Consider the following 20028-nt stretch of genomic DNA (forward strand, 5'->3'; position numbering starts at 1 on the left):
CATCATGCCTGGAACCTCACGTACTTGCCCTGGGCGGCGGGATCGGGAACGAACCAGGCCGGTTGCCCGTCCCGGTCGCGGCCCAGGCGGGCGTTGGGCACCGGCGGCTGCGACGGATCGACGTCGGGCTTGGTCACGGCGCGGCGCGGCAGCAGCTCGGCATCCTGCAACTCTGCCACCGATTCCTTGAAGGCGGACTTGATGGTCGCGATGTCCTGCTGGCTGTGCGCGGTCGTCATGAAGCAGGGGAAGTTGTCGAGGATGTGCACGCCGCGGCTGCGCATCATCGCGAACAGCAGGTCCTGCAGCGGATGGTCTTCCAGCCAGGTCACGCGCCAGAGCGAGGAGAAGTAGCGGATCTCGATCGGCGCCCCGACCTCGCGGCAGAAGGCCGTCAACTCGTCGGCCATGGCCGCGGTGTGCAGGTTCAGCGTCTGCTGCAGCGCGCCGTTGTCGCGCTTCAGGTGCTCCAGCGCGGCCTTGGCGGCCGACAGCGCGAGCGGGTGGCGCACGAAGGTGCCGGCGAAATAGGTCACGCCGACGGTCGGCACCGAGTCGTCGCCGTACTGCCAGGCGCCGCCGTCGAGCGCGTCCATGTAGTGCCGCTTGCCGGCGATCACGCCGACCGGGAAGCCGCCGCCGATCACCTTGCCGTAGCAGGCCAGGTCGGCGCGCACGCCGAACAGGGCCTGGGCGCCGTGCAGGTCGCAGCGGAAGCCGGTGATGACCTCGTCGAAGATCAGGCAGGTCTCGGACTTCTCGGTGATGGCGCGCAGTTCGCGCAGGAACTCGCGCGGCTGGAAGTCGGGCCGGCGGCTCTGCACCGGCTCGACCAGCACGGCGGCCAGCTCGTCGCCGTGGGTGCGGATGAACTCGAGCGATTCGGGCGTGCCGTAGTCCAGCACCCGGATCTCGCCGAACATGCCCTGCAGCACGCCGGGCGCCGCCGACATGCCCTTGGCATTGCGGCCGGCGCGCACCAGCACCTCGTCGAAGGTGCCGTGGTAGGAGCCGGTGAACATCACCACCGTGCTGCGGCCGGTGACGGTGCGCGCGATCCGCATCGCGGCCATCACCGATTCCGAACCGGTGTTGCAGAGGCCCGCGCGGTCGAAGCCGGTCAGCTCGCAGACCAGTTCGGAGACGTCGGCGGCCAGCGGATGCTGCGGCCCGATCTCGTAGCCGCGGTCGAGCTGGGCGCGCACCGCGTCGTTGATGAAGTCGGGCTGCCAGCCGAACAGGTTCATGCCGAAGCCGTTGAGCACGTCGACGTATTCGTTGCCGTCGAGATCCCAGACGCGCGAGCCCTTGGAGCGCTCGACCACGATCTGGTAGGTGATCTCCTTGGTGGCCGGCCGGAAGCCGTTGACCACGCGCGGATCGGCCATCTGCGGGCGGTGCCGTTCGGTGAAGGCCTTGCTCTTGGCCGTGCGCTCCGTGTAGCGGCGCATGAAGGCGGCCAGCCGCGCCTTCTGGCGCTCGGTCGGTTCCTTGCTTTGGGTATGGATGCGGGCGATCGCGCCGAAGGCTTTCTTGACGTCGTACTTCTGCAGCGGCGCCGGCTCTTCGGCGTCGGCGGCTGCGGGCGATGTGGACGCCGTGGCCGCGGCGGTGGCCATGGGCGTGGGTTGCTCCACCGCCGCTGCCGTCAGCCCAGGGCTGGCCGGCATCGGCGGCGCCGCCGACAGCAATGCGAGTTGCTGTTGCATCAATTGCATCTGCTGCGCGATCACCTGCTGCACCAGCGTGCCGGCACCGGCGGCGGTACCGGCCACGGGCAGCGCCACCGGTGCTGCCGCTGTCCATGCGACGGCGGCCGGCTGTGGCGCCACGGCAGCCGCCACCGCAGCGGGTGCCACCGCAGCGACCGCGGCCACCGGGTCCGGCGGCAGGTTGGCATCGAGGAACTCGGCCAGGGCGTCGAAGCTGCGGTAGCTTTCCATCAGCTGGCGGAAGCTCAGGTTGACCTTGAACTGCTTCTTCACCTGGATCGCCGCCTGCGTCAGGGTCAGCGAGTCGAGGCCGATCTCGACGAAGGGCGAGGTGCCGGCCACGTCGGCCATGGCGATGCCCGAGAGTTCCTCGAACAGGTCGCGCAGTCGGATGGCGAGGGAAGCGCGTCGCGCAGGGGCGGCGCTGGCGGCAGGAACGGCGACAGTCATTGTCAACTCCGGGATCGGTGAGGAGGGTGGCACAGAGAAAGAAGGAACGGTCGCGGGGGCGGCCGCGGCAGGGGTCGCGATATCGACCCAGAAGCGCTTGCGCTCGAACGGATAGGTGGGCAGCTCCAGGCGCTGCTTGCGGGCGCGGGTGTCGAGCCGGCCCGGGTCGATGTCGAGGCCGAGCGTCCAGAGGCGGCCGGCGGCCAGCCGCCAGCTCGCGCATTCGCGCGCGGGCGCATCGGCCAGCAGGGCCACGGCGCTCACCGGGCGCTGCCGCGTCGCATGCTGGCGAACCAGCGTCGTCAAAGTGTTGCGCGGCCCCAGTTCGATGAACAGCGGGTGCTCGGTCTGCGCCAGCGCCGCCAGGGCGGCCGGGGCGAAGCGCACCGTCTCGCGCAGGTGGCGGGCCCAGTAGGCCGGGTCGATCGCCTCGGCATCGCTGAGCAGGCGGCCGGTCAAGGTCGAGTAGATCGGGGTCGTCGGCGCCGCCAGCCGGACTTCGCGCACCAGCGCCTCGAACGGCGCGACCGCGCCTTCCATCATCTGCGAGTGGAAGGCATGCGAGGTCTGGAGCAGCTTGGCCGCCACGCCCGCGGCTTCGAGCCGTTGGCGGAACGATTCGATCAGCGCCGCCGGGCCGGCGGCAACGCAGGCGCTCGGGCCGTTCTCGGCCGCCAGCGAGATGCCCTCGGGCAGCTGTGCCGACAGCTCGGCCGCCGGCATCCGCACCGACAGCATGTCGCCCTCGGGCATCGCCTGCATCAGCGCGCCGCGGCGGGCCACCAGCCGCGCCGCGTCGCCCAGCTGCATGACGCCGGCCAGCACGGCAGCGGCGAATTCGCCGACGCTGTGGCCGATCAGCGCCGCCGGCCGGACGCCGAGCGACTGCAGCTGGCGCGCCAGCGCGTATTCGAGCGCGAAGGTGGCGGGCTGGGTCACCGAGGTCGGCTTGAGCGCCGCCTCGTCGTCCGAGAACATGCGTTCGCGCAGGTCGAAGGGCAGCACGCCCTCGAAGGCCTGCAGGCATTCGTCGAAGGCGGCGCGGAACACCGGCTCGCCGGCGCGGAGTGCCTGGCCCATGCCGGCGTACTGCGCGCCCTGGCCCGGGAACAGGAACACGGCCTGCGGCACCCAGGCCGCGATCTCGCCCGTGGTGCGGCGCGACGGGTCGTCGGTGCGCAGCGCCTCGACCGCCTGGGCGGCCGATTCGGCGACCACGCAGGCGCGGTGCGCAAAGGCCTTCCGGCCCACCCGCAGCGTGTGGGCGACATCGGCCAGCGAGGCATCCGGATGGGCGGCGAGATGGTCGGCCAGGCGCGCCACGGCCGCCGCCAGCGCGGTCGGCGTGCGCGCCGACAGCTGCAGCAACTGCGGCCCGCTGCCGGCGTCGGCGGCCAGTGCCGGCGGGGCTTCCTCGACCACCACGTGGGCGTTGGTGCCGCCGACGCCGAAGGAGCTCACGCCGGCGCGCCGCGGCGTCGCGCCGCGCGGCCAGGATTGCAGCCGGTCGACCACGCGGAAGGGCGTGGCATCGAAGCCGATGGCCGGATTGGGCGACTCGAAGTGCAGCGACGCCGGGATCACCTGCTCGCGCAGCGCCAGCGCGGTCTTGATCAGCCCGGTGGCGCCTGCGGCCGCCACCAGGTGGCCGATGTTGCTCTTGACCGAGCCGACGCCGCAGAAGCCGGTGTCGGCGGTGTGGGCGCCGTAGGCCTTGGCCAGCGCGGCGATCTCGATGGGGTCGCCCATCGGCGTCGCGGTGCCATGGGTCTCGACGTAGGAGATGCTGCGCGCATCGACGCCGGCCGAGGCCAGCGCCGCCGTCACCACCCGGGCCTGGCCGTCGATGCTGGGTGCGGTGAAGCTGGCCTTGACGCCGCCGTCGTTGTTGACGGCCGCGCCGCGCAGCACCGCATGGATCGGGTCGCCGTCGGCCAGCGCGGCCGACAGGCGCTTGAGCAGCACCACCGCGGCGCCGTCGCTGAACACCGTGCCCTGGGCCTTGGCGTCGAAGCTGCGGGTATGGCCGTCGGGGGAGAGCATCGCGCCCTCTTGGTAGAGGTAGCCGCTGTTCGGCGGGCAGGTCACGGCCGCGCCGCCGGCCAGGGCCATGTCGCAGTCGCCGTTGCGCAGCGCCGAGAAGGCCTGGGCGACCGCCACCAGCGAGGTCGAGCAGGCCGTGTGGACGCTGATCGCCGGGCCGGTCAGGTTGAGCCGGTGGGCCACGCGGGTCGCGATGAAGTCCTTGTCGTTGGCCAGGCTGACCGGCAGTTCGCCGAGCTGCTCGATCAGGTCGGGGCGGCTCAGCAGGTGGTGCTGGAAGTAGCTGTTGCCGTACATGCCGGCGAACACGCCGACCGGTCCGGGCGTGCTGTCGGGCGCGTAGCCGCCGCGCTCCAGGCATTCCCAGCAGAGCTCGAGGAACAGGCGCTGCTGCGGGTCCATCACCTCGGCTTCCTTCGGGCTGATGCCGAAGTGCGCCGCATCGAACATCTCGATGCCGTCGACCACGCCGCGGGCCCGCACGTAGGCCGGGTCGCTGCGCAGCGCGGCGCCGACCGACGGGTCGAGCGTGAGGTCGTCGAAGAAGCGGATCGTGTCGCGGCCGGCGCGCAGGTTGTCCCAGAACTGCTCGACGTCCGCGGCGCCGGGAAAGCGGCCGGCCATCGCGATGATCGCCACCGGTTCGAGCGCGGCGGCCGGCGGCGGCGCCAGGGGCGCGGCAGCGGCCACGCCAGCCTCCGGCTGCGGCTCGCCCAGGGCCAGCGCCAGCGCGCGCGGCGTCGGGTCCTGGAAGAAGTCGTTGGCGACCAGCCGGCGCGAGCCCGCGCCTTCGAGCTCGCGCATCACGCGCAGCACCGCCAGCGAGGTGCCGCCCAGCTCGAAGAAGTTGTCGAGCGCGCCCGCGCGGTCGAGATCGAGCACTTCGGCGAACACCTGGCAGACCCGGGCTTCGAGCCGGCCTGCCGGCTCGCGATAGACCGAGGCCAGCTCGGGCCGCTGGCGCGGCGGCGCCGGCAGCGCCCGGCGATCGAGCTTGCCGTTCTCGGTGATCGGCAGGGCCGCCAGTTCGACGAAGGCCGACGGCAGCATGAACTGCGGCAGGTCCTTCGCCAGCAGGGCCCGCAGCTCGGCCATCGGCAGGGGCTGCGCCTTCGGCACCACGTAGGCCACCAGCCGGGCTTCGCCATCGGGCGTGTCGGTGCGGGCGATGACCGCGCATTCGCGCACCTCGGCATGGCGCAGCAGCAGGGTCTCGATCTCGTCGGTCTCGATGCGGAAGCCGCGGATCTTGACCTGGTGGTCGATCCGCCCCAGGCACTCGATGTCGCCGTCGGCGCCGCGCCGGCCCAGGTCGCCCGAGCGGTAGGCCCGCAGCGTCTGGCCGCTGGCCGGATCGGTCCAGTCGATGAAGCGCTCCGCCGTCAGTTCGGGGCGGCGCAGGTAGCCGTTGCTCACGCCGGCGCCGCTGACCACGATCTCGCCGGTTTCGCCGGGCGCCACCGGCTGCAGCCGGGCGTCGAGGATGTCGATGCGCAGGTCGGGGATCGCCCGGCCGATCATGCTGCCGCGGCGCGCCTCGAGGTCTTCGCGGGCGATCGGCCGGTAGCTCACATGGACCGTGGTCTCGGTGATGCCGTACATGTTGACCAGCTGCGGGCGGGCATCGCCGTGGCGCTCGAACCAGGGGCGCAGGGTCTCGAAGGACAGCGCTTCGCCGCCGAAGATCACGTAGCGCAGCGCCAGCGCCTCGGGCGGCAGGGCGGCGCGGCGGTCGGCCTCGACCAGCGAGCGGAAGGCCGACGGCGTCTGGTTGAGCACCGTGACCCGCTCGCGCACCAGCAGGTCGAGCAGCTCGGCCGGCGAACGGGTGATCGTGTAGGGCACCACCACCACCCGGCCGCCGTAGACCAGCGCGCCCCAGATCTCCCAGACCGAGAAGTCGAAGGCGTGGGAGTGGAAGAAGGTCCAGACGTCGTCGGCGCCGAAGCCGTACCAGGCGTCGGTGGCGTCGAACAGGCGCGCCACGTTGGCATGGGTCACCAGGCAGCCCTTGGGCCGCCCGGTGGAGCCGGAGGTGTAGATCACATAGGCCAGGGCCTCGGGGTCGGCGCCGCCGATGTCGCCGGCCTCTTCGCCGGCCAGGGTGGCGTCGTCGACCAGCACCACCGGTGCGTCGGTCTTCGGCCAGGCGGCCGCGCTGGCCGACGAGGTCAGCAAGGCCACCGGCCGGGCATCGCCGAGCGTGAACTCGATCCGCTCCATCGGGTAGTCGAGATCGATGGGCAGGTAGGCGGCGCCCGATTTCAGGATCGCGAGCAGGCCGACCACCATGTCGACCGAGCGCTCCAGGCCGATGGCGATCAGCTGGTCGCGGCCCGCGCCGGCGCGCTGCAGGCGGCGCGCCAGCTGGTTGGCGCGCCGGTTCAGCTGCTCGTAAGTGATGGATTCGCTACCGTCGCTGACCGCCACGGCACCGGGCTGCGCGGCCGCAAGCACGGCCACGCGTTGGTGTAGGGGTACGAATGTGCTCACCTTGGAATCCCTCTCTCCATCAGCTCGAAATCAACGCAACACGATGTGTCGAAGTACAGGGACTAATAACAAAGCAGTCAATTTGCCGTTCTGTCGCATCTTGCACTCGGGACCCATCGTTCGCCACCTGCCGAAAGTCATGCTGAAAGGCATACATCCCTCGTCGCGGCCGCTACATCGGACGCACTTGGTTGCTATTACTTTCTTGACAAACGACAAGAGCGCCGGGGCATTGTGCCCCCGTTTCTCCGAAATGAGTACAAAAAGCTGACGTGTGGCGCCGGTTCTTGCGACTAAATCGATAGGAAAGTTCTATTTGTGATGTGCACAGAGCGTGCCAGGGTGCGGAGCGCTCAGGCCGAAGCTTCGTCGAGCGTGTCGTCGTCCAGGTGAGCGACGTCGGCCCAGCCGACCAGGGTGAAGCCCTGCGGCGTCCACAGCAGGCGGTTGATGGCCGCGTTGCCCAGGGCCCAGGTCCGCGGCGCCTGCAGTTCCTGGCCGGTGGCGCTGCGGTAGAGCACGTCCATCACGCCGCCGTGGGCGACCAGGACGACCAGTTCGCCCGGGTGCCGGGCGGCGAGCCGCGCGGCCGTGCCGGTGACACGTTCCTTGAATGTGAGCAAGGACTCGCCACCTTCCGGCGCGAATGCGGGGTCCCGGGTGCGCCAGAGCCGGGCCTGGGCCGGCAGGCTGGCGTCGATGTCGGCAAAGGTGCGGCCTTCGAACAGGCCGAAGGCGCGCTCGCGCAGGCCGGGGTCGGCGGCCACCGCCATGCCGCGCGGCTGGGCGATGGCCTGCGCGGTCTGCCAGGCGCGCGACAGGTCGCTGGCATAGATCGCCGCGATCGGCTCCTCTTCGAGCGCCCGGGCGACCCGCCTGGCCTGCCAGAGGCCGGTGTCGTTGAGCCCGATGTCGAGCTGGCCCTGGATGCGGGTGTCGACGTTCCAGGCGGTTTCGCCGTGGCGCACGGCGATGACGCGGGTGGCTTCCATGGCTTCAGTTCCTGTTGCGCGGCAGCTCGATGTCCACCCGCCGCTCGCCCGGCGGCGGATTCGGAAAGCCCTGCAGCGCGGCCTGGAACATCACCGGCAGGATGGCGGCGCTGTTGCTGTAGGGGCCGTCGTTGCGGGCATGCGTCTCGTAGACCACCCGGTTCGACGGCAGTTCGCGCAGCACGATGCTGACCTCGCGGCCGAACCACGGCGTCGGTGGCGGCCCGAACGCCGGCCCCCAATAGCCGCCGCCGTACCAGCCGCCCCCGTACCAGCCGCGCGGACCCCAGCCCGGCGCCCGGGGGCCCCACCAGCCTGCGCCGCCCCAGCCCGGCCAGGGGTTCCCGAACATCCAGGGGTCGGCCCAGGGCGAAAGCTCGGAGACCACGCGGGCGCCGATCAGGGCGCTCAGTTGCGGGGCGCCGTCGTCGTGCCGCAGGCCGACGCCGTCGAGGGCCGCGCCGGCCCACGCCTCCAGCTGCTGCTGCGCCGCCGCGTCGATCTGCTGCGACGGCAGGCGCTCGAAGCGGTAGCTGGCGCCGGCAGGCACGCCGTCCATGCCCGAGAAACTGCGCACCTCGCTGTCGACCACCCAGCGCGTGGCGCAGCCGCTCAGGCCGAGTACCACCAGCAGGGCGGCGAGCACGGCCTTCATGGTCAGAGCTGCACGATGCGCAGCGGCGACGGCGCCGGGAATTCCGGCGGATCGAAGGCCTTGTCGCCTTCGGCGTCGGCCACGCCGGTGGCCTTCAGCCCCTTGAAGTCGAAGGCCCGGGTGTCGAGCAGGTGCGAGGGCACGATGCTCTGCATGGCGCTGAACATGTTCTCTATCCGGCCCGGGAACTTGCGCTCCCACTCGCGCAGCATCTCGCCGACCTGCTTGCGCTGCAGGTTCTCCTGGCTGCCGCACAAGGTGCAGGGAATGATCGGGAATTCGCGGTGCTGGGCCCAGCGCACCAGGTCCTTCTCGGCCACGTAGGCCAGCGGCCGGATCACGATGTGTTTTCCGTCGTCGCTCACCAGCTTGGGCGGCATCGATTTCAGCTTGGCGGCGAAGAACATGTTGAGGAAGAAGGTCTGCAGCATGTCGTCGCGGTGGTGGCCCAGCGCGACCTTGGTGGCGCCCAGCTCGTCGGCCACGCGGTAGAGGATGCCGCGGCGCAGCCGGCTGCACAGGCCGCAGGTGGTCTTGCCTTCGGGGATCACGCGCTTGACGATCGAGTAGGTGTCCTGCTCCTCGATGTGGAAGGGCACGCCGAGGGCCTTCAGGTAGGCCGGCAGCACCTCTTCCGGGAAGCCCGGCTGCTTCTGGTCGAGGTTGACGGCCACGATGTCGAAATGGATCGGCGCCCGGGCCCGCAGCTTGAGCAGGATGTCGAGCAGGGCGTAGCTGTCCTTGCCGCCCGACACGCAGACCATGACCTTGTCACCTTCCTCGATCATGTTGTAGTCGACGATGGCACGGCCGACCTCGCGGCACAGCCGCTTCTCGAGTTTGTGGGTTTCACGCTCGATCTTCAGCGCATTGTTGGACGAGGGCGTCTCGTCGATCCATACGGCACTCATGTCACTTGCTCCGGAACACTTCGACGCCGACAGCGTCGCAATCGGGGTACACGTCGGGCTTGGCGGTCGACACCCGCGCCGCCTGCACCTTCGGATGGGCCAGCACCTGCGTGAGGATGTCGTCGCACAGCGTTTCCTGCAAGTGGATGTGGCCCTTGCTCAGGCGGGTGGCGACGGTGCGGCGGATGAAGTCGTAGTCGACCACCTCGTCGAGTTCGTCCGCCTTCGGCGTCGAGACGTCGAGCGGCACGTAGAGGTCGACGTTGATGATCACGCGCTGCTCGGCGCGCTTCTCGAATTCGTGCACGCCGATGTTGATCCAGACCTCGTAGTCGCGCAGGAAGACGCGCCGGCAGGTCAGCAGAAGGGGGTCGAGGGCGGCGGTGGTCATGAAGGGGTGGCTTTCAGCAGTTCGTCGACGACGAACATGATGTCGCGCGCCAGCGGCACCAGGTGCTGGCCGTTGTCGACGCTAAGGGTGGTGCCGGTCACGCTGGGCGTGGCGGCGAGGAAGACGCAGGCGCGGGCGACGTCGGCCGGGTCGATCGGGCGGCGCAGCAGGTTGGCCTGGCGCGCCCGGGCAAAATTGGCCTCGGTCTGCGGGCCGCTGCGGTAGAGGATGCCCGGCGCCACGCCGCAGACCCGCAGCGCCGGCGCCAGCGCCTGCGCCTGCAGCGCCACGGCACGCTCCAGCGCCAGCTTGGACACGGTGTAGGAGAAATAGTCGGGGTTCAGGTTGTAGACCTTCTGGTCAAGCACGTGGATGGCCGAGCGGTCGATGCCGTCGCCGGGCGCGGCGCGCTGCGCCAGCAGCCGGGCGAAGGACAGCGGCGCGATCAGGTTCACGCCCAGCTGGCGCAGCGCGGCGTCGGCGTCGAAGTCGAGCCCGGTGTCGGGGTCGAAGGCCGAGGCGTTGTTGACGACGCAGGCCAGCGGCCCGGCGGCCGAGGCCTGGTCGACCAGCGCGACGCGGCCCGGCTCGCTGCCGATGTCGGCCTCCACCGCCGTGGCCTCGTGCCCTTCGTCGGTCAGGCGCGCGCACAATGCCAGCGCCGGCACGCGCGAGGCACGGTACTGGCACACCACCCGCCAGCCCGCGCGCGCGAAGGCCTCGCAGACCGCGGCGCCCAGTCGCTGGCCGCCGCCGGTCACGAGCACGCCTCGGCGTGGGGTCGATTCAGCCATCCTGATAGATTTCCGTTACTTATGAACCTGGAGCAGGGCGCCGAACGCGCCACCCCGTTGACCAAGATTATCGATGCCTCGCTGCAGCGGGCCGGCGGCTGGCTGCCGTTCGACCGCTTCATGGCCCTGGCCTTGTACGCCCCGGGCCTGGGCTACTACGCCAGCGCGAGCCGCAAATTCGGCCGGATGCCGGCCTCGGGCAGCGATTTCGTGACCGCCCCCGAGCTGACGCCGCTGTTCGGCCGCACCCTGGCGGTGCAGGTGGCCGAGGCGCTCGACAAGACCGGCACGCGGGAGCTTTGGGAGTTCGGCGCCGGCACCGGCGCGCTGGCCCTGCAGCTGCTCGATGCGCTCGGCGACAAGGTCGAGCGCTACCGCATCGTCGATCTCTCGGGCACGCTGCGCGAACGCCAGCAGCAGACGCTCGCCGGGCATGCCGCCAAGGTCGAATGGCTGGCCGAGCTGCCGCCGGAAATGCGCGGCGTGGTGGTCGGCAACGAGGTGCTCGATGCGATGCCGGTGCAGCTGCTGGTGCGCACCGCCGGCCAATGGCACGAGCGCGGCGTGGTGCGCCAGGGCGACGGCTTCGCCTGGGCCGACCGGCCGACCGCGCTGCGCCCGCCGGTCGAGGTGGCCGGCCCGCACGACTACCTGACCGAGATCCACCCGCAGGCCGAGGCCTTCGTCGCCACCCTGGCCGACCGGCTGAAGCAGGGCGCCGCCTTCTTCATCGACTACGGCTTTCCGGAGGCCGAGTACTACCACCCGCAGCGCCACATGGGCACCGTGATGTGCCACCGCGGCCACCAGGCCGACGGCGATCCGCTGGCCGACGTCGGCGCCAAGGACATCACGGCCCACGTCAACTTCACCGGCGTGGCGCTGGCGGGGCAGGACGCCGGCCTCCAGGTGCTGGGCTACTGCAGCCAGGCGCGCTTCCTGCTCAACGCCGGCATCCTGCCGATGATGGAGGCCGCCCCGCTGGCCGAACGCGCGATGGCCGCGCGGCTGATCCACGAACACGAGATGGGCGAGCTGTTCAAGGTGATCGGCTTCGCGGTGGGCGAGCCCTGGGATGCGATCGGCTTCGCCGAGGGCGACCGCAGCCACACGCTGTGACGGCCGCGGCTGCGGCGGAGGCTGGGTTCTAATCCTCCCATGAGTTCCACCTTCACCCCGGCCGACGACCTGCGCGTCGCCCACGCCCTGGCCGATGCGGCGGCCTCGCACTCGATGCGCCTGTTCCGCACCCCGCTCGACGTCATCTCGAAGGCCGACGAAAGCCCCGTGACCCAGGCCGACCGCGCCGCCGAGGCCGCGATGCGCGAGATCCTCGGCGCCGAACGCCCGGCCGACGGCATCTACGGCGAGGAGCACGGGCTGGAGCGGGTCGATGCCGAGCGCGTCTGGGTGCTCGACCCGATCGACGGCACGCGCAGCTTCATCACGGGCTCGCCGCTCTGGGGCACCTTGATCGGCTTGCTGCGCGACGGCCGGGTGGAACTCGGCATGGTCGACATGCCGGTGCTCGGCGAGCGCTGGGTCGGCCAGGCCGGCGCCGGGGCCCAGCGCAACGGGCGCGCGGTGCGCGTCAGCACCTGCGCCACCGTGGCCGAGTCCCGCATCGTGACCACCTCGCCCGACATCTTCGACGCCGCCGACTGGACCGCCTTCGAGCGGCTGAGCCGCCGCTGCGCGATGCGCCGCTTCGGCGGCGACTGCTACGGCTACGCCCAATTGGCCGGCGGCACCATCGACCTGGTGGTCGAGACCGGCCTGCAGCCCTACGACTACCTCGGCCCGACCGGCCTCATCGAAGCCGCCGGCGGCATCGTCACCGACTGGCAGGGCCGGCCGCTGGGCCTGCAGTCCGACGGCCGGGTGGTGGCCGCCGCCACGCGCGAACTCCACCGACAGGCGCTGGACCTGCTCGCGGCCTAAACTGCATCCATGATTCGCTGGCTGATCGTCGTCGTCCTGGCCCTGGTGCTCATGAGCGGGCTCACGGCCTGGCTGCGGCGCTTCGGCTTCGGGCGGCTGCCGGGCGATTTCGAGTTCCGTGCGTTCGGGCGCGAATGGCAGCTGCCGATCGCCAGCACGGTCGTTTTGAGCATGATCGCGGCCCTGGTGGCGCGATGGATCTGAAGGCACCCATGAGAGCCTGCGTCGACATCGGCGGCACCAAGATCGCCGTGAGCCTTTCGGCCGACAGCCACACGCCGCTGGTCGGCCGGCGCAGCGAACCGACCGCCAAGACCGGCGGCAACGATGCGGTGGCGCTGCAGATCCTGCGGCTGATCGACGAGGCCTGCGCCGAACAGAACATCGCCAGCGCCTCGATCGACCGTGTCGGCATCTCGTCGGCCGGCCCGTTCGAGATCCGCGACGGCATGGTCGAGCTGGCGTCGCCCAACATCTGCGGCGGCATCGCGGGCCCGGCGCGCGGGCTGCCGAACCAGTGGATGACGGCGCTGATCGAGGCCCCGCTCAAGCGGCGCTTCGCCCATGTGCGGGTCGAGAACGACGCGGTGGCCGCCCTCGAGGCGGAGCGCCGCTGGGGCGCGCTGCAGGGCGCCGACCATTGCGCCTACGTCACCTGGAGCACCGGCGTGGGCGTCGGGCTGTGCGTCGACGGCCACGTGCTGCGCGGCAAGAACGGCAATGCCGGCCATGCCGGCCACAGCTTCGTGTCCGACGACGACAACCAGGCGCTGTGCGGCTGCGGCAATTTCGGCGACGTCGAGGGGCTGGTGGCCGGCAACGCGATCGCCCGCCGCTTCGGCGAGCCGGCGGCCGACCTGTTCGCCGATGCCGCCCGCGGCGAAGCCAAGGCCCTGGCCACCACCGACGCGCTGTGCCGCGTGATGGGCCGGATGCTCTTCAACCTGGTCGCCACCCTCGACCTGCAGCGCATCAGCCTCGGCGGCAGCGTGTTCTGGAACAACCGCGACTTCCTGCTGCCGCGGCTGCAGGCCCAGATCGACGGCAAGCTCGCGGCCCTGACCCGGGGGGCGGTGCTGGTGGCGGCGGGCCTGGGCGACCGGGTGGGCGACTACGGGGCGATGGCGCTGCTCGATTGAGTGCCGCCCTCAGGCCGCCATCCGCACCCCCACCCCTCGCCCCGCCCCCGCTTCGCAAGCAATCTCCCCCAGCCGCCGCAACCCGCCCTCGATGGCGTCGGTGAAGGGCCAGCCGCAATTGATGCGCAGGTAGTGGTCGAAGCGCGACGAGTTCGAGAACAGGGCGCCGGGCGCCACCAGGATGCCCTCGCGCAAGGCGCGGTCGAACACGGTCATCGACGGCAGCCGGTCGGGCAGCTCCACCCACAGCTGCAGTCCGCCCGGCGGCAGGTTCAGCCGCGTGCCGGCGGGGAAGTGCGCCGCGATGGCGTCGGCCGTGCGCTCGCGCTGTTCCCGCAGCCGTTCGCGCAGGCGCCGCAGATGGCGGTCGAAGGCGCCGGTGGCCATGTACTCGCCGGCCGTCCACTGCGAGAGCTCCTCGTTGCTGCGGGTCTGCGTGTACTTGAGCATCTCGACCCTTCCATGCCAGCGGCCGGCCGAGATCCAGCCCAGCCGCATGCCCGGCGCCAGGATCTTGTGCAGCGAGGCGCAGTGGATCACGTTGCCCGTGCGGTCCCATGACTTGATCGCCCGCGCCGGCGTCTCGGTGTCGAGCAGCTCGCTGTAGGTGTCGTCCTCGATCAGCGCCACGCCGTGCTGCTCGCAGAGCGCGACCAGGCGCTGCTTGTGGGCATCGGGCATGACGCTGCCCAGCGGGTTCTGCAGATGCGGCACCACCACCACCGCCTTGATGTTGTCGTAGGCCTCGAGCGCCATCTCCAGGGCCTCGACCGACAGCCCGGTCTGCGGGCTGGTGGGAATCTCGACGGCCCGCATGCCCAGGCTCTCGAGCACCTGCAGCAGCCCGTAGAAGGTGGGCGACTCGACCGCCACCGTGTCGCCGGGCTGGGCCACGGCGCGCAGCGCCAGGTTGAGCGCCTCGATGCAGCCGTTGGTGGACAGCACCTCCTCGGGCGCGATCGTCATGCCCGCGCGCAGTCCGCGCCGCGCCGCCGCTTCGCGCAAGGGCGTGAGGCTGCGCGAGGGCGCGGCGGTCGTCAGCAGGGCGGGCCGCTGGCGCAGCAGCCGCATCATGATCGCCTGCAGCGCCTGCGCCGGATAGAGCTCCGGCGCACCGCGCGCCAGCGAGAAGTCGATCCGCACCTCGCCCTGGCGCCTGCGGGCGACGAATTCCGAGACCTTCGCATGGATGCCGACGTACTGCGCCGGATCGGGCGCCACGTCGGCGGCGGGCTCTTCCATGGCCGCGATCGCGAGCCGGCGCGGGCGCCGCACGAAGTAGCCCGAGCGGTCGCGGGCCTCGACCCAGCCTTCGGCTTCCATGGTGCGGCACAGCTGCAGCGCGGTCGACAGGCTGATGCCGTGCAGCCGCATCAGCGCCCGCAGCGAGGGCAGCTTGTCGCCCGCCTTGAGCGAGCCGGCCTGGATCGCGTCCAGGTAGTGGGCGGCCAGCTGGCGGTAGAGAGGTGCCTGTTCCATGGCTCGATGCTGGCGCACGCCCCCGGTCTTAAACAGATGCAGATTCTAGAAGAACGACCATAACAGAAGGCCGCCACCGGCTTCTGTTCTGCCCTCGAAGGGCGGTTGTTGTGCCTGTTTTTTGAGCGCCCGCCTGCCTACGATGACCCCATCCCCACCAACCTTCCGAGGTGTCCATGACAAGCGAGCTTCACGAAACCACGCGGCTGCTGCCGGGCCAGGCGCTGCGCGTGGCGGTCGATCCCGGCCATGCGCTGTGGGTGCTGGAAGGCCGCGTCGACCTGGTGTCGCCGCCGGGCTGGTTCGGCGAGACCGTGTTCAGCGTCAGGACGCCGCTGCAGGCGGGCGATGTCCACGTGGTCGAGCGCGGCGGCTGGATCGAGGTCTGCGCCCTGTCGCCGGCCGAGTTCCGGGCCCTGCCGGCCGCACGGCCGGCGCCGGCCGCCCCCCTGGTGGCGCGGCTGGTGCAGCTGCTCACCGGCCAGGTCGCCTGGCGCGGCTAGGCCTGGCGGGCTTCCTATACTGCGCAGGCCTGCGCTCGGCGCGGTGCGCGACTTCGAAGAAAAGGAATGCCCATGGTCAGATCCGCCGCCTCCGTTCGTGCCTTGCGCACGCGCCTGTCCGCCACGCTCGCCCCGCCGCTCCTCGCAGCCCTGCTGGCGGCGGGGTGCGCGAGCCAGGCCGTGGGCCCCGGGGAGACGGCCGACTGGAAGCCGCAGACGCCCAATGCGCCGGCGGTCTATCCGTCCGAATCGAAGATGAACAACGAACAGGGCCAGGTGCTGCTGCGCGTGCTGACCGGGCCCGACGGCCGGCCGACGCGCGTCGAGGTTCAGAAGTCGAGCGGCTTCAACCGGCTCGACCAGGCCGCCGTCGACGCCGTCCGGCGCTGGCAGTTCAAGCCGCTGCCGCAGGACGGCACCATCACCTGGCGCGAGGTGCCGATCAACTTCGTGCTGGCGCCGGTCAACGCCGAGATGCCCAAGTAGGCTTGCGGGCTCAGCGCTCGTTCGCCGCCGCGCGCAGGGCGCTCAGGAAGCCCTCGCGCCACCAGTGCACGTCCTGCTCGCGGATGCGCGCCAGCAGCTTCTGGTGCCGCTCGCGGCGCTCTTCCAGCGGCATCTGCAGCGCCTGCTGCACGGTCTCGGCGGTGCCGTGGGTGTCGTACGGGTTCACCAGCAGCGCTTCCTTGAGCTGCTCGGCCGCGCCGGCGAAGCGCGACAGCACCAGCACCCCCGGGTCGGCCGGGTCCTGGGCCGCGATGTACTCCTTGGCCACCAGGTTCATGCCGTCGCGCAGTGGCGTCACCAGCCCGACCGCGGCGGCGCGGCACAGGCCGGGCACGCGCTTGCGGGCCACCATCCGGTGGATGTAGCGCACCGGCATCCAGTCGAGTTCGCCGTAGTCTCCGTTGATGGCGCCGCAGAGCGATTCGAGCTCGCGCCGGATGTCGCCGTAGGCGTCGACCGTCTCGCGCGTCGGCGAGGCGATCTGGATCAGGGTCGCGCTGCGGCGGTTCTCGGGGTAGTTGGCCAGCAGTTCGCGGAACGAGCGCACGCGCTGCGGGATGCCCTTCGAATAGTCGAGCCGGTCGATGCCCAGCAGCAGGCGGCGGCTCGAATACTCGCGCTTCATGGTCTCGTACATGTCGCGCGATTCCTTGGCGTGCGTGAGCGCGGCGAATTCGTCGACGTCGATGCCGATCGGGAAGGCGTTGCAGCGCACGGTCTGGCCGTAGGCGCGGTACAGGTGGTCGCCGAGCAGGTCGCCGTGCGCCTCGTTGCGCACGTAGTGCTCGAAGTGCTGCACGTCCTGCTGGGCCTGGAAGCCGATCAGGTCGTAGGCGAACAGCGAGCGCATCAGCCACTCGTGCTGCGGAATGGCCGCGATGATGATCTGCGGCGGCAGCGGGATGTGCAGGAAGAACCCGATGCGCTGCCGGCACCCCATGGCGCGCAGCTCCGCGGCCAGGGGGATCAGGTGGTAGTCGTGGACCCAGATGATGTCGTCGGGCTGGAGCAGCGGCATCAGCTTGCGGGCGAACAGCTGGTTCACGCGCCGGTAGCCGCCGATGAAGCCGGCATCGAAATGCGCCAGGTCGAGCCGGTTGTGGAACACCGGCCACAGCACGTCGTTGCTGTAGCCCTGGTAGTAGCTGTCGTGGTCCTCGCGGCTCAGGTCGATGGTGGCCAGCGTGACCTTGCCGGCCTGCTGGCTGTGAAGCTCCCCCTCGCCGGTCGGGCCCTCCTCGACGATCGCGCCGCTCCAGCCGAACCACAGGCCGCCGCTTTGCTGCAGGCTTTCGCCGAGCGCGACGGCCAGGCCGCCGGCGGCCGGCTTGCGCGGGTCGGCCACCCGGTTGGACACGACGACCAGGCGGCTCATATGCACGAATCCCAGGGCGCCGACAGCCGCACCGCCGCATTGATGATGCCGACCATCGAGTAGGTCTGCGGGAAGTTGCCCCACATCTCGCCGGTCTCGGGGTGGGTGTCCTCGGACAGCAGCCCGAGCGGGTTGCGCGCCGCCAGCATGGTCTCGAAGATCTGCCGTGCCTCGGCCTTGCGGCCGATCTTGGCCAGGGCGTCGATGCGCCAGAAGGTGCAGATGTTGAAGGCGGTCTCGGGCTTGCCGAAGTCGTCGGCGGCCTCGTAGCGGCGCATGTAGGGGCCGTCGCAGAGCGACTTCTCCATCGCCTCGACGGTCGAGATGAAGCGCGGGTCGCGGGCGTCGATGAGTCCGACCTCGACCATCAGCAGCACGCTGGCGTCGAGCTCGTGGCCGCCGAAGCTCTCGGCGAAGGCCTGCCGTTCCTCGCACCACGACCTGGCCAGGATCTCCTCGCGCATCCGCGACGAATGGCCGTGCCAGTAGGCCGCCCGCTCGGGCAGGTTCAGGGTGCGCGCGATCTTCGCCAGCCGGTCGCAGGCGGCCCAGCTCATCAGCGCCGAGCTGGTGTGGATGCGGGCCCGGGTGCGCAGCTCCCACATGCCGGCGTCGGGCGTGCCGTAGACCCGGATCGCCTGTTCGCCGACCGCCTCCAGGTATGGGAATTCATTGACGCCGGCCCGGCTCAGCAGCCGGTGGTCGTGGAAGGACTGGGCTGCCCCGAGCACGATGTTGCCGTAGACGTCGTGCTGGAAATGCTCCTGCGCCTGGTTGCCGACGCGCACCGGTCCCATGCCGCGGTAGCCGCCCAGGCCCTCGACGAAGGACTCGGGCAGCTCGGGCTCGAGCCCGATGCCGTAGAGCGGCTGGATGTGCTCGCCGTGCGAGCCGATCACCACGTTCGACAGCCAGCGCAGGTAGTCCTCCATGGTGCCCACCTCGGACAGGCTGTTGAGCGCGCGCACCACGAAGAAGGCGTCGCGCAGCCAGCAGTAGCGATAGTCCCAGTTGCGCTGGCTGCCCGGCGCCTCGGGGATGCTGGTGGTCATCGCGGCGACGATCGCGCCGGTGTCCTCGTACAGCGAGAGCTTGAGCGTGATCGCGGCGCGGATCACCGCATCCTGGTATTCGAACGGGATCGCCAGCCGCTTGCTCCAGGTGCGCCAGTAGGCGATGGTCTCCTGCTCGAAGTGGCGCGCGGTGTCGGCGATGCCGTCGGTCAGCGTTTCGTCGGCGCCGAGCACGAAGTTGTGTTCGCGCGAGAGCACGAAGGGCTGGCGCGAGAGGATGTGCGAGACCGAGGCGTCGGTGTTGAGCCGCAGCGTGAAGTCGGGCCCGACGTAGCGGATGTGGTTGCTGCCCCGGGTGATGGTCGGCGCCATCGCACCCCAGTTGAAGCGCGGCGCCAGCGACACGCGGATCCGCGGCGTGCCCTGGATCGGCTTGACCCGCCGCACCATCGTGAGCGGGCGGAAGTAGCGTGAGCGGCTGTGGAAGCGCGGCGCCAGGTCGGTGATCTCGATCCCCTGGCCGGCGCTGTCGAACAGCCGGGTGCGCAGCACCGCGGTGTTCGGCTCGTACCACTGGGTCGAGGAGGCGAAATCCTCGATCTCGATGGCCCAGGCGCTGGCGTCCGCGCCAGGGTCGAGCAGCGCATTGAAGACCGGGTCGCCGTCGAAGCGCGGCAGGCAGCACCAGACCACGCGGCCGCGGGCGTCGACCAGGGCGCTGTAGGCGCAGTTGCCGATCACGCCGACATCCAGCGAGGCGGGCGCCGGCGGGCCGAAGCCCCCTGGCGCGGGCGTCGGGGAGGCGCCCGCGTGGTCTCCGGCGGCGGCCTCTGCGGTGGCGGATGTCATTCGTCGGTCCTTTTCGGGATGGGGGGAGGGGGCGGCGAGGCCAGCTGGTCGCGGGCCGCGATCAGCCACTCGAACACCGCCCGCGGCGAGTCCAGCCGGTGCAGCGCCTGGCTGGGGCCCGAGCCCACCTTGATCGCGATGCCGCCGCGCGGCTGGACCACGGCGAAGCCGTTCTCGTCCGTGGTGTCGTCGCCGGCGAACACCGGCACCCGGCCGGCGAACGGCGCCTCTTCCATGAAGGCGGCGATGGCGCCGCCTTTGTGGATGCCCGCGGGCTTGACCTCGAAGACGAACTTGCCGTGCATGAGTTCCAGCTGCGGCTGGTCGAAGATGATGCGCGCCATGGCGTCGCGGCAGACGGCTTCGAGCTGCGGCGCCAGCCGGTAGTGCAGGGCGATGGCGGCGTGCTTGCGCTCCACCAGCAGGCCTTCGTGCACCCGCGCCAGTTCGTTGGCGGCATCGAGGACCCGCGTCAGCTCGGGGGCGCGCTGCTCCTGCATGCGGCCTTCGGCATCGCGGCGCTGGACGCCGTGCTCGCCGGCGGCGGGCAGGCGCAACGGGGCCAGGAAGCGGTCGAGGACGTCGATCTGGCGCCCGGAGACGACCGCCAGCGCACCGCCCAGCAGGTCGCGGAGGTCGCCGAGCAGCCCCACCATGGCCGGCGGCACGTGGATGGCCTCGGGCGTTTCGGCGAGGTCCACCAGCGTGCCGTCGAAGTCGAGGAACAGGGCCGCGTCGGGCGGGAGTCGGGGAGGCTTCTGCATGGAGGGAAAACCATAGC

The 20028-nt window shown here is 70.9% G+C and carries 16 protein-coding genes; 6 read left to right on the plus strand and 10 right to left on the minus strand.

What is annotated here, in order from left to right; all coding sequences use genetic code 11:
• Positions 1 to 2 precede the first annotated feature (2 nt).
• From QTI33_RS04795 to QTI33_RS04820, 6 genes are all read right to left on the minus strand, one after another.
• The gene (locus tag QTI33_RS04795; protein ID WP_286504641.1) at positions 3 to 6668 is read right to left on the minus strand and encodes a polyketide synthase; all 6666 of its coding nucleotides are present in this window, start codon (positions 6666 to 6668) and stop codon (positions 3 to 5) included.
• 383 nt (positions 6669 to 7051) lie between these two features.
• On the minus strand, positions 7052 to 7690 hold the full coding sequence (locus QTI33_RS04800) for a histidine phosphatase family protein (RefSeq protein ID WP_286504642.1): 639 nt from the start codon (positions 7688 to 7690) through the stop codon (positions 7052 to 7054).
• A 4-nt stretch (positions 7691 to 7694) separates the two neighbouring features.
• Positions 7695 to 8345 (minus strand): DUF4136 domain-containing protein, encoded by a 651-nt coding sequence (locus QTI33_RS04805; RefSeq protein ID WP_286504643.1) that lies wholly within the window; start codon positions 8343 to 8345, stop codon positions 7695 to 7697.
• 2 nt (positions 8346 to 8347) lie between these two features.
• Entirely contained in the window at positions 8348 to 9256 is a 909-nt protein-coding gene (gene ttcA, locus QTI33_RS04810; RefSeq protein WP_286504644.1) for a tRNA 2-thiocytidine(32) synthetase TtcA, read from the minus strand.
• 1 nt (position 9257) lies between these two features.
• Entirely contained in the window at positions 9258 to 9647 is a 390-nt protein-coding gene (locus tag QTI33_RS04815) for a dihydroneopterin aldolase (protein ID WP_286504645.1), read from the minus strand.
• Positions 9644 to 10441, minus strand: a complete 798-nt coding sequence (locus tag QTI33_RS04820) for an SDR family oxidoreductase (RefSeq protein ID WP_286504646.1) — start codon at positions 10439 to 10441, stop codon at positions 9644 to 9646. Before QTI33_RS04820 ends, QTI33_RS04815 begins: the two co-directional genes overlap by 4 nt.
• A 21-nt stretch (positions 10442 to 10462) precedes the next feature.
• Here QTI33_RS04820 and QTI33_RS04825 point away from each other — a divergent pair, with 21 nt between their 5' ends.
• Genes QTI33_RS04825 through QTI33_RS04840 form a run of 4 tightly spaced genes read left to right on the plus strand, consistent with a single transcriptional unit; the run spans position 10463 to position 13521 of the window.
• Positions 10463 to 11560 (plus strand): class I SAM-dependent methyltransferase, encoded by a 1098-nt coding sequence (locus tag QTI33_RS04825; protein WP_444814809.1) that lies wholly within the window; start codon positions 10463 to 10465, stop codon positions 11558 to 11560.
• A 39-nt stretch (positions 11561 to 11599) separates the two neighbouring features.
• Positions 11600 to 12382, plus strand: a complete 783-nt coding sequence (hisN, locus tag QTI33_RS04830; protein WP_286504648.1) for a histidinol-phosphatase — start codon at positions 11600 to 11602, stop codon at positions 12380 to 12382.
• 9 nt (positions 12383 to 12391) lie between these two features.
• A complete protein-coding gene (locus tag QTI33_RS04835; protein ID WP_286504649.1) occupies positions 12392 to 12586 on the plus strand; it encodes a DUF2905 domain-containing protein in 195 nt (64 codons plus the stop codon).
• A gap of 8 nt (positions 12587 to 12594) precedes the next feature.
• A complete protein-coding gene (locus QTI33_RS04840; RefSeq protein ID WP_286504650.1) occupies positions 12595 to 13521 on the plus strand; it encodes an ROK family protein in 927 nt (308 codons plus the stop codon).
• A gap of 9 nt (positions 13522 to 13530) precedes the next feature.
• Here the strand turns inward: QTI33_RS04840 and QTI33_RS04845 are convergent, their stop codons facing one another.
• The gene (locus QTI33_RS04845; protein WP_286504651.1) at positions 13531 to 15000 is read right to left on the minus strand and encodes an aminotransferase-like domain-containing protein; all 1470 of its coding nucleotides are present in this window, start codon (positions 14998 to 15000) and stop codon (positions 13531 to 13533) included.
• Positions 15001 to 15176: 176 nt separating this feature from the next.
• Between QTI33_RS04845 and QTI33_RS04850 the strand changes: the two genes are divergently transcribed.
• Entirely contained in the window at positions 15177 to 15503 is a 327-nt protein-coding gene (locus QTI33_RS04850; RefSeq protein WP_286504652.1) for a hypothetical protein, read from the plus strand.
• Between the two features lie 72 nt (positions 15504 to 15575).
• Positions 15576 to 15989, plus strand: coding sequence for an energy transducer TonB (locus QTI33_RS04855; RefSeq protein WP_286504653.1), 414 nt, complete (start codon positions 15576 to 15578; stop codon positions 15987 to 15989).
• 10 nt (positions 15990 to 15999) lie between these two features.
• Here QTI33_RS04855 and otsA read toward each other — a convergent pair whose 3' ends face one another.
• Genes otsA through otsB form a run of 3 tightly spaced genes read right to left on the minus strand, consistent with a single transcriptional unit; the run spans position 16000 to position 20011 of the window.
• Positions 16000 to 17385 (minus strand): alpha,alpha-trehalose-phosphate synthase (UDP-forming), encoded by a 1386-nt coding sequence (gene otsA / locus QTI33_RS04860; protein ID WP_286504654.1) that lies wholly within the window; start codon positions 17383 to 17385, stop codon positions 16000 to 16002.
• Positions 17382 to 19247 (minus strand): glycoside hydrolase family 15 protein, encoded by a 1866-nt coding sequence (locus tag QTI33_RS04865; RefSeq protein ID WP_286504655.1) that lies wholly within the window; start codon positions 19245 to 19247, stop codon positions 17382 to 17384. The genes otsA and QTI33_RS04865 overlap by 4 nt, the downstream gene beginning before the upstream one ends.
• Complete coding sequence (gene otsB / locus QTI33_RS04870; RefSeq protein WP_286504656.1) at positions 19244 to 20011, minus strand: trehalose-phosphatase; 768 nt, start codon at positions 20009 to 20011, stop codon at positions 19244 to 19246. Before otsB ends, QTI33_RS04865 begins: the two co-directional genes overlap by 4 nt.
• Positions 20012 to 20028 lie beyond the last annotated feature (17 nt).

It is taken from the genome of Variovorax davisae (genome assembly GCF_030316845.1).
GTDB classification, from domain to species: domain Bacteria; phylum Pseudomonadota; class Gammaproteobacteria; order Burkholderiales; family Burkholderiaceae_C; genus Variovorax; species Variovorax davisae.